The sequence below is a fragment of the Phormidesmis sp. 146-33 genome, assembly GCF_052939515.1.
The window spans coordinates 1-14,610 of record NZ_JBJPHU010000149.1; the positions used below are offsets into that span (position 1 = coordinate 1).

The 14,610-nt window shown below is 48.0% G+C and carries 16 protein-coding genes and 2 pseudogenes; 14 read left to right on the top strand and 4 right to left on the bottom strand.

The window, feature by feature from the left end:
• Nucleotides 1–80: 80 nt before the first annotated feature.
• Both ACJ2PR_RS31960 and ACJ2PR_RS31965 read right to left on the bottom strand, forming a co-directional pair.
• The gene (locus ACJ2PR_RS31960; RefSeq protein ID WP_446880028.1) at nt 81–230 is read right to left on the bottom strand and encodes a hypothetical protein; all 150 of its coding nucleotides are present in this window, start codon (nt 228–230) and stop codon (nt 81–83) included.
• 118 nt (nt 231–348) lie between these two features.
• Nucleotides 349–684, bottom strand: a complete 336-nt coding sequence (locus ACJ2PR_RS31965; protein WP_446880029.1) for a nucleotidyltransferase domain-containing protein — start codon at nt 682–684, stop codon at nt 349–351.
• A gap of 495 nt (nt 685–1,179) precedes the next feature.
• On the opposite strand from ACJ2PR_RS31965, the gene ACJ2PR_RS31970 reads away from it, so the two are divergent.
• From ACJ2PR_RS31970 to ACJ2PR_RS32005, 8 genes and pseudogenes are all read left to right on the top strand, one after another.
• Nucleotides 1,180–2,262, top strand: a complete 1,083-nt coding sequence (locus tag ACJ2PR_RS31970; protein ID WP_446880030.1) for a ParA family protein — start codon at nt 1,180–1,182, stop codon at nt 2,260–2,262.
• 77 nt (nt 2,263–2,339) lie between these two features.
• A pseudogene (locus ACJ2PR_RS31975) lies at nt 2,340–2,567 on the top strand (NACHT C-terminal helical domain 2-containing protein); the annotation flags it as partial.
• A 25-nt stretch (nt 2,568–2,592) separates the two neighbouring features.
• Complete coding sequence (locus ACJ2PR_RS31980) at nt 2,593–2,901, top strand: hypothetical protein (protein ID WP_446880031.1); 309 nt, start codon at nt 2,593–2,595, stop codon at nt 2,899–2,901.
• A gap of 38 nt (nt 2,902–2,939) precedes the next feature.
• The gene (locus ACJ2PR_RS31985; RefSeq protein WP_446880037.1) at nt 2,940–3,311 is read left to right on the top strand and encodes a type II toxin-antitoxin system VapC family toxin; all 372 of its coding nucleotides are present in this window, start codon (nt 2,940–2,942) and stop codon (nt 3,309–3,311) included.
• 182 nt (nt 3,312–3,493) lie between these two features.
• Nucleotides 3,494–3,688, top strand: a complete 195-nt coding sequence (locus ACJ2PR_RS31990; RefSeq protein ID WP_446857746.1) for a hypothetical protein — start codon at nt 3,494–3,496, stop codon at nt 3,686–3,688.
• 127 nt (nt 3,689–3,815) lie between these two features.
• Nucleotides 3,816–4,034, top strand: a complete 219-nt coding sequence (locus tag ACJ2PR_RS31995; protein ID WP_446857745.1) for a type II toxin-antitoxin system HicB family antitoxin — start codon at nt 3,816–3,818, stop codon at nt 4,032–4,034.
• On the top strand, nt 4,034–4,192 hold the full coding sequence (locus ACJ2PR_RS32000) for a hypothetical protein (protein WP_446880032.1): 159 nt from the start codon (nt 4,034–4,036) through the stop codon (nt 4,190–4,192). The genes ACJ2PR_RS31995 and ACJ2PR_RS32000 overlap by 1 nt, the downstream gene beginning before the upstream one ends.
• Before the next feature lie 275 nt (nt 4,193–4,467).
• The gene (locus ACJ2PR_RS32005; RefSeq protein ID WP_446880033.1) at nt 4,468–6,981 is read left to right on the top strand and encodes a sulfite exporter TauE/SafE family protein; all 2,514 of its coding nucleotides are present in this window, start codon (nt 4,468–4,470) and stop codon (nt 6,979–6,981) included.
• Nucleotides 6,982–6,983: 2 nt separating this feature from the next.
• Here the strand turns inward: ACJ2PR_RS32005 and ACJ2PR_RS32010 are convergent, their stop codons facing one another.
• Nucleotides 6,984–7,442: a hypothetical protein gene (locus tag ACJ2PR_RS32010; protein WP_446880034.1), complete on the bottom strand. Its 459-nt coding sequence runs from the start codon at nt 7,440–7,442 to the stop codon at nt 6,984–6,986.
• 92 nt (nt 7,443–7,534) lie between these two features.
• Here ACJ2PR_RS32010 and petN point away from each other — a divergent pair, with 92 nt between their 5' ends.
• Both petN and ACJ2PR_RS32020 read left to right on the top strand, forming a co-directional pair.
• Nucleotides 7,535–7,624, top strand: coding sequence for a cytochrome b6-f complex subunit PetN (gene petN, locus ACJ2PR_RS32015; RefSeq protein WP_446857741.1), 90 nt, complete (start codon nt 7,535–7,537; stop codon nt 7,622–7,624).
• Nucleotides 7,625–7,699: 75 nt separating this feature from the next.
• Nucleotides 7,700–7,846 (top strand): hypothetical protein, encoded by a 147-nt coding sequence (locus ACJ2PR_RS32020; RefSeq protein WP_446857740.1) that lies wholly within the window; start codon nt 7,700–7,702, stop codon nt 7,844–7,846.
• Nucleotides 7,847–8,236: 390 nt separating this feature from the next.
• Here ACJ2PR_RS32020 and ACJ2PR_RS32025 read toward each other — a convergent pair whose 3' ends face one another.
• Nucleotides 8,237–9,817, bottom strand: a complete 1,581-nt coding sequence (locus ACJ2PR_RS32025) for an ammonium transporter (RefSeq protein ID WP_446870662.1) — start codon at nt 9,815–9,817, stop codon at nt 8,237–8,239.
• A gap of 385 nt (nt 9,818–10,202) precedes the next feature.
• Here ACJ2PR_RS32025 and smpB point away from each other — a divergent pair, with 385 nt between their 5' ends.
• The 4 genes and pseudogenes from smpB to ACJ2PR_RS32045 form a co-directional block, all read left to right on the top strand.
• The gene (smpB, locus tag ACJ2PR_RS32030; protein ID WP_446857738.1) at nt 10,203–10,670 is read left to right on the top strand and encodes an SsrA-binding protein SmpB; all 468 of its coding nucleotides are present in this window, start codon (nt 10,203–10,205) and stop codon (nt 10,668–10,670) included.
• Between the two features lie 110 nt (nt 10,671–10,780).
• Nucleotides 10,781–10,996: a hypothetical protein gene (locus ACJ2PR_RS32035; RefSeq protein WP_446880035.1), complete on the top strand. Its 216-nt coding sequence runs from the start codon at nt 10,781–10,783 to the stop codon at nt 10,994–10,996.
• Nucleotides 10,929–13,316: a tetratricopeptide repeat protein gene (locus ACJ2PR_RS32040; protein ID WP_446880036.1), complete on the top strand. Its 2,388-nt coding sequence runs from the start codon at nt 10,929–10,931 to the stop codon at nt 13,314–13,316. Before ACJ2PR_RS32035 ends, ACJ2PR_RS32040 begins: the two co-directional genes overlap by 68 nt.
• A 266-nt stretch (nt 13,317–13,582) precedes the next feature.
• Nucleotides 13,583–14,610: pseudogene (locus ACJ2PR_RS32045) on the top strand (excinuclease ABC subunit UvrA); the annotation flags it as partial.

Below are 14,610 nucleotides of genomic sequence, written 5' to 3' on the forward strand. Positions count from 1 at the left end.
AAGTCCCCCAATTTTGGGGGATTTAGGGGGCTGAAGCCGATTGAAACGAAGCGAACCGCTCTCATCGAACCGACGTTCATTTAAGGTGGCAGATCGCCGAGGAGTGTTTCAGCAAGTTTGAGAAAGCGATCTCTTCGAGTTACCCGCAAGGGGTCGGCGCGGTTGAGTTGCTCGGTGGCTTGATCACTGCTGATAGCGTTCAGTTGCCCATAATCTCCTGCGTTTCGCAAGTCTTGCGCTTCTATCAAGCACGAGAAACTGAATAATCTGGATAGTGGTTGTCTAAAAGTAACTTTGCAGCAGAGAGACTTTGACGTGCTTTTAGCAAAAGCTCAAGCTGGCCGTCTGTCACAGCGGGATGCCCTCTTTGCGTATGTTCCGCAGTAGGGAACCATTGCGAGTTTGGTAACGGTTTTCATCCATAAATAGACAACTGATCACTTCGTCATGTTGGAGTGAGAGATCTGCAACGATTTGCCCGGTTCGCAAGATTTCTTCACCTGGATTGACTGGAGCTTTCAGCACAACTAAAACGTCGATATCGGAACCAAATTCTGCGACGCCTCGTGCTTGAGAGCCATACAAAATGAGATGAAGGAGCCGATCGCCATGCACCATCTCAAACTGTGCCTTCAATTCTGCCAAAATTTTGCTGAGTTTTGGGTTGGTGACGATCGTATTCATCGTTCCTCAAGCAGATTGCTACCGCTATTTTAATATTGCGTTGGTCAGGGAAAGAGATCGTTCCGCTTCAAAACAGAAATGTTGCTGTTTACAACACGGTAGCTTCGCTTCCCGGAGGGTGCGTTCTCGTTTCAAATCGGAATGTTGGTGTTCACAACACGATCGTTTCGCTTCACAATGCGATCGTTCCATCTCAAAATTTGATTGTTTGACTTCACAACACGATCGTTTCACTTCACAACACGATTGTTCTCGTTTCAAATCGGAATGCTTGACCTCAGAGTTTAATTGTTGTGGTTGAAAGGGCGATCGCTTCGCTTCACTGCGTGTTCGTTGCAGTTTAGAGGGCGATCTTTGAATGAGAAGGAAATTTCTTCTCAGATACTTTTTGTGGTTACAGCCTCTTTACCGAACTAATTTTAGAGCATCTTAACCTACAAGTTATTTACTTCTATTTATACTGTGTGTGACCGTGCAATTACGAGACTAAAAAACGTGACCAAAATTATTTCTTTTTTCAACAATAAGGGTGGTGTTGGTAAGACAACGACTGTCTTTAATTTGAGTGCATCACTTGCGGAGAAAGGAAAGAGAATCCTTCTAATTGACTTTGACCCGCAATGCAATCTTTCCATTGCAACAATTGGGTATGAAGAATTTGCTGCGTACCTCATTAGAACAGAAGAGCATCCATTTGGTAGGACTATTAGAGCATTTGCTCAACCCTCTCTTCAACCAACACAAAGCAGCAAAATTTACCGAACTCAGCCAAAGTATCAGCTAAACACGCTCAATGATAAGGTTCATACAATTCACAATCAACGTCTCATAGATGTAATCCCTGGTGATTTTTGGCTCAATAGTTTCGCTGACATACTTACTGTTGGTACAGACGTAGTACAAGGAACAGGTCTATATAGATTTCTTGTTCCATTTCTCCTAGTAGAAAGGCTGAAGGAAGAGAGAGAGACGTACGACTATATTTTGATTGATTTACCACCCTCATTCAATACACTTGTGCGTTCAGCCTTATACTGTTCTGACTACTTTCTAGTACCTTGTACGCCAGACTCATTTTCCGCATATTGCGTTAGTTTGATAGGCGAAGTATTGCCATCCTTCGTTGAAGATTGGAATCAAGGGAGGAATCGGTATGAAATTTCAAATCAGTACGATAAAGTAATTCCACTCAAGGGTAAACCAAAGTTTGGTGGTTGGATCTTTAATGGGTTTGACACAATAAGGTATACCAGTAGTGGCGAGCGTAAAGAGATTGGTGCTGACAAAGCTCACCTTGATAAAATTTTGAATAGTGTAGAAAATGATTTGATACCAAGGTTAAAAGGCATATCAAGTTATGAATGCTTGCCAAATTTTGTGGACAGTAAACCAATAGCAAAAGTTGAAGATCTAAATGTTATGGCTTCTGAGATTCAAAAGCTGAATGTACCTCTAAGATATTTGTCTATGCGCGTACCGACAATATTCAAAAGCTGGTCACATTCTCAAAAAGACCTGATGAATAGAATGACCCAAGAGTATGATTCTTTCGCACAGCACATCATTGATTTCTTTTAACAATCATCCTCTGCCGACTTGTAAACATCAACTTCTTTCTAAGTTTTCACTACTAGACTTGAACCGCTCAACTAAGAACCGCAATTGTTGCTCATCGCAACATCGGTCGCGATAGGCAGTTTAGTGACGAGCAAAAGCAACTACTACAGCAGTATTACGATGCCAATCTGTTGCTGATAGAGTGCTTGAATAGTGATTGCTATGTCAGTCGAGCCGTGCGGCAGGAGATTGAAGAGACGTTATTACTGCCCATATCGGAGATTGAGAAAAGAACAAAAGGAATGAACTCCAAAGAATTAGAATGAAACTACTGAACAGAGGTCGAGTTGGATGATAACCAAAGAACAATTAATCCAGTCCATTGAACAGGCACCAGACACTGTAGTGGAGGAAGTCTTTAATTTTTTGCTGCTGACTCAAACCCGACAGGAACAGCAAAAGACTGAATTAGAAACAGCTACACACAGAAATTTTGCTACTGAAACAGATGAGGTTGATATATCAGGAAGTGAAACCTTGCTAGAACTGATGGAACGGTTGACCGCCGACATGACCGAGGAAGAAATTGCTCAACTTCCAAAAGATGGCGCTGAACAACATGATCACTATATCTACGGAAGTCCCAAAAGACCGAAATGAAGGTTGTATTTGCTGACACATTTTATTAGATTGCGTTTATTAATCCAGGCGATGAATGGCATTCAAGGGTTAAAACTGTTGCAAACACCCTCAACACAGCGCAAATCTTTACAACAGATGAAATTTTTGTTGAAGTGCTTACTTTCTCTTCAACTCGCAGAACTTTGATGCGAAAACGTGCCGTTGAACTTGTTAAAAGCACCATGATGAATCCAAGAATTCGGGTGATTCAGCAAACTCGCGACTCATTTCTTGCGGGTATTGAACTGTATGAAACTCGATCTGACAAAGAATACAGTCTCACGGATTGCATCTCGATGAACACGATGCGTCAGCTTGGACTGACTGAAGTACTGACTCACGACAAGCACTTTGCTCAAGAGGGCTTTGTCATTTTGTTTGCCGATTGACGCTGTTAGGCGATCGTCTCAACAGCGATCGCTCTCTCAGTCGAGACGTGCGGCAAGAGATCGAAGTGCGAAAAAATAGTAGGGAGTGAATCAGTTGGAAGACATTATGGCAGGTGTAAAGTTTGTATACTCTGAACTTAACCGCCAACTAATTAGAGTTGAAGTGCAGGAGGAAAGCCTGGATGTCTGAATCACACCGCTACGCGATCGACCCCGAATCTCTGCAAGGATGCCGCCTCAGAGTCCTGTTTCACGTCAAAGAATTGCAGCGAGAGCAAGACCCGATCGTTCGTGCCAACATCGCCCAATATCTCGCAGAAGCCTCCGCCACCCTCGCCTTTCTAGAAGCCGAAGCAGCCCGTCAAGTCAACCTCTGAAAAACCCGTTTTCTAACCAACAGCGATCGCTCTCTCAGTCGAGACGTGCGGCAAGAAATTGAAGATACACTGTTGTTACCGATGAGCGTGTTACCGATGAGCGAAATTGAGATGAGGAAGCAACGCGATGCAAAACATTAAAATCATTGTTGAAAAACATATTGATGGCTACGTTGCCTATCCTTTGGGTATTCAAGGCGTAGTCGTTGGCGAGGGCGACACCTACGAAGCAGCCCTAGCCGATGTCAAATCCGCTATCCGATTTCACATTGAGACCTTCGGTGAAGCAGTCCTTGAGCCAGAATCTTTCGTTCTAGAAGCCTTCGTCGCAGAAACAACCGTCTAATGCCCAAGTTTCCCAAAGACGCGCCCAAAGCCAGAGTCATCAGAGCGCTCACAACTCTTGGTTTTGAAATCGTTCGTGAACGAGAACACATCTCAATGGTGCGCGAAAACGATGACGGAACTCAGACCCCCAGTTTCAACAAGCTGCCGAGTGGCTGAGTGGTCAGCGCAGACAAACCTTCTACCGAAGATTGAATTGCAGAAGCACGATCGAGTAGCGCACTGTTTCGAGTCGAGTTGAACATATCAGGTGAGTCACAAGATTGGGGGTTTGCATCTGTGATCGGTTATCAGAGATCTCGATCGTCGTTATGCAGATAAAGCGCTGCCGTTTTAGCGATTCTCTAACTCACGACGCTGCACAGTTCTCACTTGAGAGAGGCGCGAGGCTCAAAAAAGATGAGTAGCATCAGGGTCAAACACCGGGAGAAGTCATGATCTCATCTGCTCCGCCAATTTTCGCCACGCTGCTCACGGGATTGCTGATTGCGTTTGCCGTCCAATTATTGCTGACGAGTTTTGGGGTTGCGGCAGGTGTGACAGCGATCGGGTATCTTCCCACAAAGCTTGATGAGGAGGAGCCAAAGTCTGATCAGCCTAAATCAAATGGGCATGTGATCGGATGGGCGGTCGGGGCAGGAACGCTGCTTACGGTGAATGGGGTGTTGTTTATTGCTTGTTTTTTGGCGGTGAAGCTGAGTCTCTCTACTAGTCTGATTGTGGGAGCAATCCTGGGAATTGTGATTTGGGCGGCGTATCTTTTGATTTGGGTGTGGGTGAGTTCTCAGGCGGTTGGTTCTCTTTTAGGAGCCATTTTTGGGACGCTGGCATCGGGTCTCCAAGGATTAATGACAACGGTAATGGAAGCAGTTTCGGGACGCAAAAAACAATCAATTACAGATACGCTTCGAGAACAAATTGCCGCTCAAGAATCAGCCCTGCGATCGCTACAGCAAGAAATCAGCAAAGAAATCAGCACGACGGACGACAAAACTCAAACAACGGTTGTCGAAACGCTGCAAAATTATTTACAAACGCTGCCGTCACCTCAGTTAGACTTGCAAACGATTCGCAATGAGTTGGCTGAGATGATTCATCAATCTGACTTAAAAAGCGTTGCAGCAGGAATGCCTGTGGAGTTCGATCGCGCCTCTCTATCGGCTCTGATTCAGGATCAAACGGACTTGTCTCAGCGAGATGTCAATCAATTGCTCGACCAACTCGAATCGGTCTGGCAAGAGGGCGCTTCTCAAACTGCCCCCCAATCGCAACTGCTGGATTTTTTGCAGTCTGCCCAGCCAGACGTTTTGACTCAACAATTAACAGACTGGTTGCCCAAACCGCAGGAACAAGAAACCGCGTCCAGTTCCCGACAAGGGGCCATGCAGTCTTTAGACCTCAAACAGTTAGCAAGAACCGTTTTGAGACGAGTGGATTTATCAGATTGGGATGTGAGCAAGATTTTGGGTCAGCTTCAATCCTTGACTGGGGAATCCTCCGCACCCGTCAATTTGATTCAAGCCGATGTCGAAGATTATTTGCTCCATGCTTACCCGTGGCAACTGACGCGCAAAACAGTGCAGCAAGAATTTAAAGATGTCATTTATGACCCAGAGGCCGACCCCGCAGAAATCTCAAAACAACTGGCACCGTTGAATCCTGATTATTTGACGAAAGTGCTGCAAAAACGGGACGATCTGACACCCGCTAAATTGAGCAAGCTAGTCGATCGCCTCGAAGCCGTCCGTCAAACCGTTCTCACAGAGATTCAGATCAGTGAAGGCGAACGTGATCAAGAAATTGACACAGAAGCGACTAGTTTATGGAATAGATTTGAGAACTACATTAGTGATGTTAATGAAAAGCTAACGGCTAAAAATATTCAACGCCAAGTCAAACACTTTGTCAAAGACTGTCAGAGCGACTTAGCCGACCTCAAACCAGCTTTGCCAACCTTTGATCGCACCACCATTCAACAGCGATTAATCGATCGCCAGGACTTAAGCGAAAAGCGCATTCAACAACTTGTCCAACAGCTAGAAAAAGCCTGGAATCAGTTGAGCGAGTCTGAGCCAAACCCTGTCTATGCAGCCAGCAAAATTCATCGATCGACGGTTCCCATTCACCATCTGAGCAAGGCTCCAAGACGATTGGCATTACGCACAAAAACACTGGGCACAGAAACACCCGATCGAGGGTTTTCAGAAACGCTGTCAGATTATCTCAGCAACACCGATAAAGAAGAACTAACGCCAGAGAATATTCAACACGACCTACAACAGTTGTTACACAGTTCAAGATCAGGATTACAACACTTGAGCAACCCCTTGCGGGTAACTCGAAGAGATCGCATCTCTCACCTCGATCGCACCGCGCTGATTTCACTCCTCTCACAGCGATCGGATCTGACCGAAACAGAAGCCAACCAGATTGTCGAACAAGTCGAATCAAACCTGCAACACTTCACTCAACAGCTACAGCAAATCCAACAACAGATGCAAACGACGATCGCCAACACAGTCACTCAACTGCGCGATCGCCTGACATTTCTAGAACTGCCTGACCTGGACTACGATCGCATCAAGCAAGATGTTCAGTCGCTACTAGCCGATCCTCAAGCGGGAATTGCCTCGCTCAGTCATCGTCTCAGTGCAGTTAACCGCGACTCCATCCTGGAATTTCTTAAATCTCGCGATGATTTACCTGAGTCGATCGCGCATCAGATTGTCGATCAGATTGACTCCGTTCGTCTCAGCCTCTCACAACAAGCCCAACACCTTCAACAAGAAACTCAGCAGCGTCTTGAAGTACTCAAACAACAAGCACAGCATCAAGCAGAAGAAACGCGCAAAGGAGTTGCGACGGCCGCCTGGTGGCTATTTGGGATCGCCTTCACTTCGGCGATTACCTCTGCGATCGCGGGTGGGTTGGCGGTCAAACTTCTCTAGCTTCAAGACATGCCGCGAAAGGGTCTGAGCCAGCCTTGAGCCATTGTCCAATCGAGCATGAGACGAGCGATCGCAAACAACAACACACTCTCGATCGCCAAAACGACAAACGGCAGCAAAACGCCCCGACTCGCTACCCCAACATCAATCTGCGCCAATCCTCGCACCAGCCCAAACGCCAAAACAGCGCCCGACTTGAGATGAGAATTTTGGTCTTGGCGAATCACGTAGCGATAAGTAATGCCAAACAAAAAGCCAGCGATGATCGCGATCGCTCCACTTAACAGCGCATTCACCGAAGCAGTCTGCAACTCCGCCAACGGCTCAACCCCGATCGCTCCGATGAATCGATTGATCAAGGTCATTAAAGTAAAGGCGATCGCAACCGACAGCGCCGAAAAAATGCCTGCCTTGACTGACTCAACTCGCTCCACCAAAGTCATATCAGATGATCCATTCATCTTTACAATTCTCAAACCCAGAGTAAAGCTACCACATCTTTGTTTTATGATGATGGTTAGCATCCTTTCGTAATGTTTTTGAGAGTGCCACTATGGATATTCTGACTTTAGGTTGGGTCGCGCTTTTGTCGGTGTTTACGTTCTCTATCTCAATGGTGATTTGGGGACGCAACGGCTTCTAAGTGCTGAGTTTTGAGTTTTGAGTTGATGATGGCTTAAAACTCAAGACCCACCGTTGAGATATTTTGGGAGAGATTGTGGAATCCACTGTTTTTAGCACACTTGTTTTAGTGGCTTTTGGGCTGTTGTTTGTGGTCACTGGCGGGATTGCTTACCTGACGCTGAGTGATTGGCGCGATCGTCGTCGTCAAGAAAAAGCAAGAGAACAAGAAAAACGCCGTTAGCTTCACTTCAGAGATTTACTTTAAATAACTAAAGGCTCCCGATCGTCAACCATTGGGAGCCTTCGTTTTATCCACTCACCTTGTCAGACTATTCGCGGATACTCATGCTGGGCATTGCTGAATCGTGGGATGAGTTGCCCCAAAGCGGCGGGAACCCCAATGTTATGAAAGCTTCCTTCGCTACTGACATAGCTGACTTTCACAACCTTTGAAGGGCGATCGAAATGCAAAAAAATTGCTGGGATTAAAACTAGAAGCTCAGGGCGATCGCGTTCTCAAAAAACGATCCATAAGTTCCAAATTTCAACCACAGCAACCAGATTTAATGACTTGCGAATTCGATAGAGGGATTCTTGATGAAGTCGATCGAATTCACGAAGCCAATCAAGCTTACAAATAAGGTTTGGCGCTACCAGAAATCTCACCCGTCGGAGAACTGCTACCACCACCCGACAGTCCGGGGACTTCTTTCATAAAGCCAGCGTAAGCTTCCATGCCGTGTTCAGCAATGTCCAGTCCTTCAAACTCTTCTTCAGCCGTAACACGGATACCCAGCGTTGATTTGAGTAAAATCCAGAAAATGCTGGAGAGCAAAACAGTGATGCCAGCCACAGAAATCGTACCCAAGAACTGCACCCACAGTTGATTGATGCCGCCACCATAAAACAAGCCTGCGGCTGGAGCCGGAGCCGCCCCAAACTCGCCCCCCTGACTAAATAGACCCAGAGCCAATGTGCCCCACACCCCATTGATCAAGTGAACCGAAACCGCACCCACTGGGTCGTCGATTTTTAACTTGTCAAAGAAGCCGACTGCAAAAACCACCAGCACGCCGCCGATCGCACCAATTACCGCCGCAGACCCCGCATTGATAAACGCGCAAGGGGCCGTAACAGCCACCAAACCCGCCAGCAATCCGTTGATCACCATCGAGAGGTCAGGCTTGCCCAAAACGACCCAGGCGGTGATCGTCGCAGCCAAAGCACCAAATGCCCCACCTGTGTTGGTGGTTAGCGCGATGTGAGCAATCAGAGAACCGTTGCCGACACCCATCGTCGAACCAGGATTAAAGCCAAACCAGCCGAGCCACAAAATCAGTGACCCCAAGGTCGCAATACTCATGTTGTGAGCAGGCAGAGCATTTGTAGAGCCGTCAGAGTTGTATTTGCCAATTCTGGGCCCCAAGAAAGCCGCCCCCATCAGCGCGGCCCAACCGCCCACTGCGTGCACCACTGTCGAGCCAGCAAAATCATAGAAGCCTGCATCAGCCAGCCAGCCGCCGCCCCAGATCCAGTGACCCGTAATCGGGTAAGCAATTCCTACCAGCAGCAAACTAAAGATCAAAAAGTCAATAAATTTGATGCGTTCGGCAACTGCCCCAGAGACGATCGTCGCTGCTGTCCCGGCAAACACGAGTTGAAAGAAGAACTTGGCACCCAGCGGTACGCCTGTCCAATTTAAGGCTGAGAAAATCCCCTGGTAGGCATCTCCCATCGCCGGGCTGTTGTCAGCACCCGTGAGGAAAAAGCCGCCGCTCGTGCCCAAAAAGTTGTTGCCGTTGCTAAACATCAGTCCAAAGCCGATCGCCCAAAATGCGACGGTGGACAGGGCAAACACAATTAAGTTTTTTGCCAGCACGTTGACGGCATTTTTTTGGCGACACATGCCTGTCTCTAACATACAGAAACCCGCATTCATAAAGAAAACCAGCATTCCGGCGATCATCACCCACATGGTGTCGATGCCAATTTTGAGTTCTGCGGTGGCCTGGGAGACAGACTCGATCGTGGGCGGTGGCGTTTGGGCAATTCCAGCGTAGCCCCACAGCATCACAATGATCAGAGCAAGGGGAATGCAGGCTTGCCAAGAGGGGGTTAGCTGTTTGGCGTACCAATCGGGATTGAACCACTTGGAAGCGCGATCGAGTTTTCGCTTTTCAAGGGTTTTTTTGAGCGTTGAGCGATACATCATAACGGGACTTTGCTCGGTGAATAAACGACATCAATTTGGTAGGGCCTTCTCCTCAAGACAGGGGAGACGACAGTCCGAAATGGCTTTTCAGACCGCAGATTCAGTGTCTTGACATCATTTCTCTAAGAAGGCTTGCTCCACTGATTGCTGCGAGTAATGAAATGATTAAGGAATACTAGAAACTTCGGGGATTTGAGCACTGAGTTTTGTATCGTAGGATGCAATTCGTATAAAATTTTGAGAACTTTGGTCTCAATTCCATCCACACAATTCTTAAAGCTACTTAGTAAGTCCAAAACTAGGGCTAATCGGCTCTGCCCAACTTTGAGCCAAAATCTTCTGTAGGGAAGGCTAGCCAGGGAAGCGATCGCGCTAAAATAGTCCCATGAGCGAGAAGAATGAAAGCGTCAAAGTTGTCAGCGATAACCGTCAGGCCCGTTTCCAGTACGAGATTTTGGAGACCTATGAGGCTGGGATCGAGCTAGTTGGCACTGAGGTTAAATCGATTCGGGAAGGCAAGGTCAACCTGAGAGACGGCTTTGCCTTAGTCCGAGATGGCGAAGTGCTGCTGCTTAACGTTCATGTTTCTCCTCACCAAACTGCCAGTCAGTTTTTTAACCACGATCCGCGTCGGACTCGCAAACTGCTGCTGCATCGCAAAGAGATTCGCAAACTGGTCGGACAGGTCGAACAGCAAGGTTTAACACTGGTGCCGCTCAAGATGTACTTTAAACGCGGCTGGGTCAAAATCGTTTTGGGGCTTGCTAAAGGTAAAAAGCTGCACGACAAGCGAGAAAGCGTCAAACGTCGCGACGACCAGCGAGACATGCAGCGGGCGATGAAAAACGGCTAAAGCAACCTCTCGATAAAGTTTTTTCGCGTCGCTACTGGGTGCTTCTGCTCCCCAAGCTGCCGATTCTGGTGGAATTCAGGATAAGCGTTCTCACTCAAAGTTCTTAATTGATGCAGGATTTTGGGACGTTTCTGGCGTGCAACTCGATCGCAATCATTGTGGTAATCACGTCGATCGCCATCCCTTTTCACCAGAGCAAAATTACTTTTAGTAATCGCCCAGCCAACCCAATAGAAATCGCAGCAATCAATCATTCCTTTGTTGCTCAAGTTTGCTGCCTGGGAACGCTACGACTACTGGCCCAGACGATCGCACTTCCCCAATAGCGCCGTCTGCACTCGCATCTATTCGTTTATGCTAAATCAGGTTCTTGGCGGGCGTTATAACCTCTTGCGTCACTTGGGAGGCGGCGGCTTTGGGCAGACCTATCTTGCAGCAGAGCGGCATCTACCCGGTAACCCTCAATGTGTGGTCAAACAACTCAAACCCAAAGTGAGTGTGGACGCTTGGCAAACCGCAAGGCGACTCTTTAATACAGAGGCAGAGGTGCTGTACGTCTTGGGCAATCACGACCAGATCCCCAGATTATTTGCTCACTTTGAGGAAAATCAGGAATTTTATCTGGTTCAGGAGTTTGTCGAAGGAACGGTTTTGAGCCAAGAATTTAAGCAGGGGAAGGCTCTGTCAGAAACCGAAGTCGTTGAACTGCTGCAAGAAATTCTCACGGTGTTGGAGTTTGTCCATCAGCAGCAGGTGATTCACCGAGACATCAAGCCCTCTAATCTGATTCGTCGTGGGTCAGACGGGAAGGTGATTTTGATTGACTTTGGGGCGGTCAAACAGATTGAGATTGCCCAAGAAGGAGAAACAGGAACGATCGCCGTCGGGTCTTCTGGCTACATGCCCAACGAACAGCTTGCCGGAAAACCCAGCTTTAGCAGCGACATTTACGCTGTGGGCATGATTGGCATTCAGGCGTTGACGGGCGTTTCTCCTAGAAAGCTGCGCGAAGATCCCAAAACGAGCGAAATTCTCTGGCGCGAAGGGGTCGAAGTCAGTTTAGAACTTGCCGACATATTGGATGTGATGGTGCGCTACGATTTTCGCCAACGCTACCAAACTGCCGCCGAAGCGCTGTCTGCCCTCAAAGAACTCAACAGTGGCTTCATCAATCTGATCGTGCCACCGGGAGCCAGAGCGCCGATCGACGAGGTGTATTCAGCGTGGTTAGAGCGCGGCGACGAATTATTTCAGATCCAGCGATATCGAGAAGCGATCGCCGCCTACGAGAAAGTGATTTTGGCGAATCCTGATGATTATGTCACCTGGTTTAAGCGGGGTATCACGTTAGAAAATTTGCGGCAGTTTGAGGAGGCGTTGGACGCTTACGATCGGGTGATTGCCCTTCAGCCCGATGATTATTTGGCGTGGTTTAAGCGAGGGACTGTCTGTGAAAATTTGTGTCGATTTGAGTCAGCGCTGACTTGCTACGAAAAAGTAGTGCAGCTTCAGCCGGGAAATTATTGGGCGTGGCACGATCGCGGCAAGGTGTTAGAAAATCTGCATCGATTTGAAGAAGCGGTAGAGGCGTACGATCGAGCCGTTCAGGTCAAGCCCAATTTTCAACTGGCGGTCGAGAGTCGCAAACGGTTGCTTAGTCAATTAAAACAGGTGGATGCGCTCTACGATTTGCAGCATTATGACGCAGCGATCGCCTCCTGTGATCGAGCGATTCAGCAAAATCCTAATGACGGGCTGGCGTGGTTGATGCGCGGCATGGCGCTAGAAAATCAGCAGAATTATGAACAGGCGATTGTCGCTTACGATCGCGTCGTCCAGATTCAGCCAGATGATGCGCTGGCGTGGTTTAAACGAGGAGCCGTTCTGCAAAATTTGCGGCGCTATCCAGAGGCACTGACTTGTTATGACCAGGTGGTTGAGTTTCAGTCTGACCACTATTGGGCGTGGCACGATCGCGGCAAAGTTTTAGAAGCTCTCCAGCAGTTTGAGGAGGCGATGCAGTCTTACGATCGGGCGATTCAGATCAAACCTGATTTGCAGGCAGCGATCGACGGTCGGCAACGAGTTCTAGCCGTCCTGCAAGGCAATTCACCTTGGGAGGAAAATTCTACCGTTTTGCCGACTACGAAACCGGAGATTCAAGCTTCTGACGACTACGGAACCTGGTTTCAAAAGGGGCAAGTTTTAGAAAAGCTGCATCACTATACGGAGGCGGTGATGGCTTACAACAAAGCAATGCAGCTTAATCCCCATGATCCAGAAGTGCTGCGCTGGCGAGGAAATGTGTTGTTTTCGCTCAAACGATATGAGGAAGCGATCGGGTCTTATGACAAAGCGATCCAGCTTCAACCCAGCAATCCGCATCTGTGGTGCTGTCTGGCCAGTTCTCTGATCAAATTAAAGCGATATCAAGAAGCCGCCGTCTGTTTTGACAAAGCGGTTCAGCTTCAGTCTCACAGTCATAGCACCTGGTATTGGCGAGGTCGAGTTTTGAGTGAAATGAAGCGATATTCAGAAGCTCTGCGCTCTTACGATCGTGCCCTTGAGCAAAATCCTGACTTTCAGCCCGCAATGCGCGATCGAGAAAAATTACAAGCGATTCTAGCGGTCAAGCGTGTGAATTAACGCCAGTTGGATGAAATCTTTCACTGCGGTTGGCAATTGGGGCAGCCCCCTAAATCCCCCACGAGTGAGGGACTTTGAAAGAGAATTTTTGTCTTAAAGTCCCCCAGAATTGGCAGCTTGGCAGGCAGAAGTGCCAAACAACGAAGTGAGAAAACTTTATGAAACTGACCCCGCTCAAAAGCTCGTACTAACTTATCTAGTACGCAACAACTAGATCGCTGACTGTAACGATAGAATCATAAAGGACTATTTCATCGTGTCCCTCAATGCCAAAGCGTGTCAGCAAATCTCAAAGCCCTGAGCTAAGTTTGAATTCTGATTTGGAGAGCCTAATCCAAACCTCAAAAACCCCTTCCCTCAACACCATTCGGATTCGAGGGGCACGACAACACAACCTCAAAAATATTGACTTAGAACTGCCGCGCGATCGCTTGATCGTTTTCACAGGCGTTTCGGGATCAGGAAAATCTTCGCTGGCGTTTGACACGATTTTTGCAGAAGGGCAACGGCGCTACGTCGAATCGCTCAGTGCTTACGCAAGACAATTTTTGGGTCAGGTCGATAAACCGGATGTCGATGCGATCGAAGGTCTCAGTCCCGCCATTTCGATCGATCAAAAGTCCACATCTCACAATCCCCGCTCCACCGTCGGCACCGTCACCGAAATCTACGACTACATGCGGCTGCTCTATGGACGGGCCGGAGAGCCACACTGTCCCCATTGCGATCGCTCCATTGCGCCTCAGACGGTTGATCAGATGGTCGATCGCATTATGGAATTGGACGATCGGACTCGCTTTCAAGTGTTGGCTCCCGTGGTGCGCGGCAAAAAAGGGACGCATCGCAAACTGATTTCTAGCCTCAGTGCAGAAGGGTTTGTGCGGGTGAAAATTGACGGCGAAGTGCGCGAACTCAGCGACTCGATCGAACTCGACAAAAATCAGTATCACACCATTGAAATTGTGGTCGATCGTCTGGTCAAAAAGGAAAACATTCAGGAGCGTCTGACCGATTCTCTCACCACTTGTCTGCGTCATTCGGGAGGAATTGCCGTCATCGACGTGTTGCCTGCCGAAACCAACAATGTAGTCGCCCTTCCCCAAAACACCGCCAAAGCCGCCGAAAAAACTGGAACCTACGGAACAGAAACCGCCCCCGAAGCCCCTCCCGAACTCGTTTTCTCTGAAAATTTTGCCTGTCCCCAACACGGCGCAGTCATGGAAGAACTGTCTCCCCGACTCTTCTCCTTTAACTCGCCCTATGGAGCCTGTCCCAACTGTCACGGACTGGGTAG

What these genes read in the sequence shown, in the direction of transcription:
- ACJ2PR_RS31965 (WP_446880029.1), bottom strand. Translation starts at nt 684, where the DNA reads ATGAATACGATCGTCACCAACCCAAAACTCAGCAAAATTTTGGCAGAA.
- ACJ2PR_RS31980 (WP_446880031.1), top strand. Translation starts at nt 2,593, where the DNA reads ATGATAACCAAAGAACAATTAATCCAGTCCATTGAACAGGCACCAGAC.
- ACJ2PR_RS31990 (WP_446857746.1), top strand. Translation starts at nt 3,494, where the DNA reads ATGTCTGAATCACACCGCTACGCGATCGACCCCGAATCTCTGCAAGGA.
- ACJ2PR_RS31995 (WP_446857745.1), top strand. Translation starts at nt 3,816, where the DNA reads ATGCAAAACATTAAAATCATTGTTGAAAAACATATTGATGGCTACGTT.
- ACJ2PR_RS32000 (WP_446880032.1), top strand. Translation starts at nt 4,034, where the DNA reads ATGCCCAAGTTTCCCAAAGACGCGCCCAAAGCCAGAGTCATCAGAGCG.
- ACJ2PR_RS32005 (WP_446880033.1), top strand. Translation starts at nt 4,468, where the DNA reads ATGATCTCATCTGCTCCGCCAATTTTCGCCACGCTGCTCACGGGATTG.
- ACJ2PR_RS32010 (WP_446880034.1), bottom strand. Translation starts at nt 7,442, where the DNA reads ATGAATGGATCATCTGATATGACTTTGGTGGAGCGAGTTGAGTCAGTC.
- petN (WP_446857741.1), top strand. Translation starts at nt 7,535, where the DNA reads ATGGATATTCTGACTTTAGGTTGGGTCGCGCTTTTGTCGGTGTTTACG.
- ACJ2PR_RS32025 (WP_446870662.1), bottom strand. Translation starts at nt 9,817, where the DNA reads ATGATGTATCGCTCAACGCTCAAAAAAACCCTTGAAAAGCGAAAACTC.
- smpB (WP_446857738.1), top strand. Translation starts at nt 10,203, where the DNA reads ATGAGCGAGAAGAATGAAAGCGTCAAAGTTGTCAGCGATAACCGTCAG.
- ACJ2PR_RS32035 (WP_446880035.1), top strand. Translation starts at nt 10,781, where the DNA reads ATGCAGGATTTTGGGACGTTTCTGGCGTGCAACTCGATCGCAATCATT.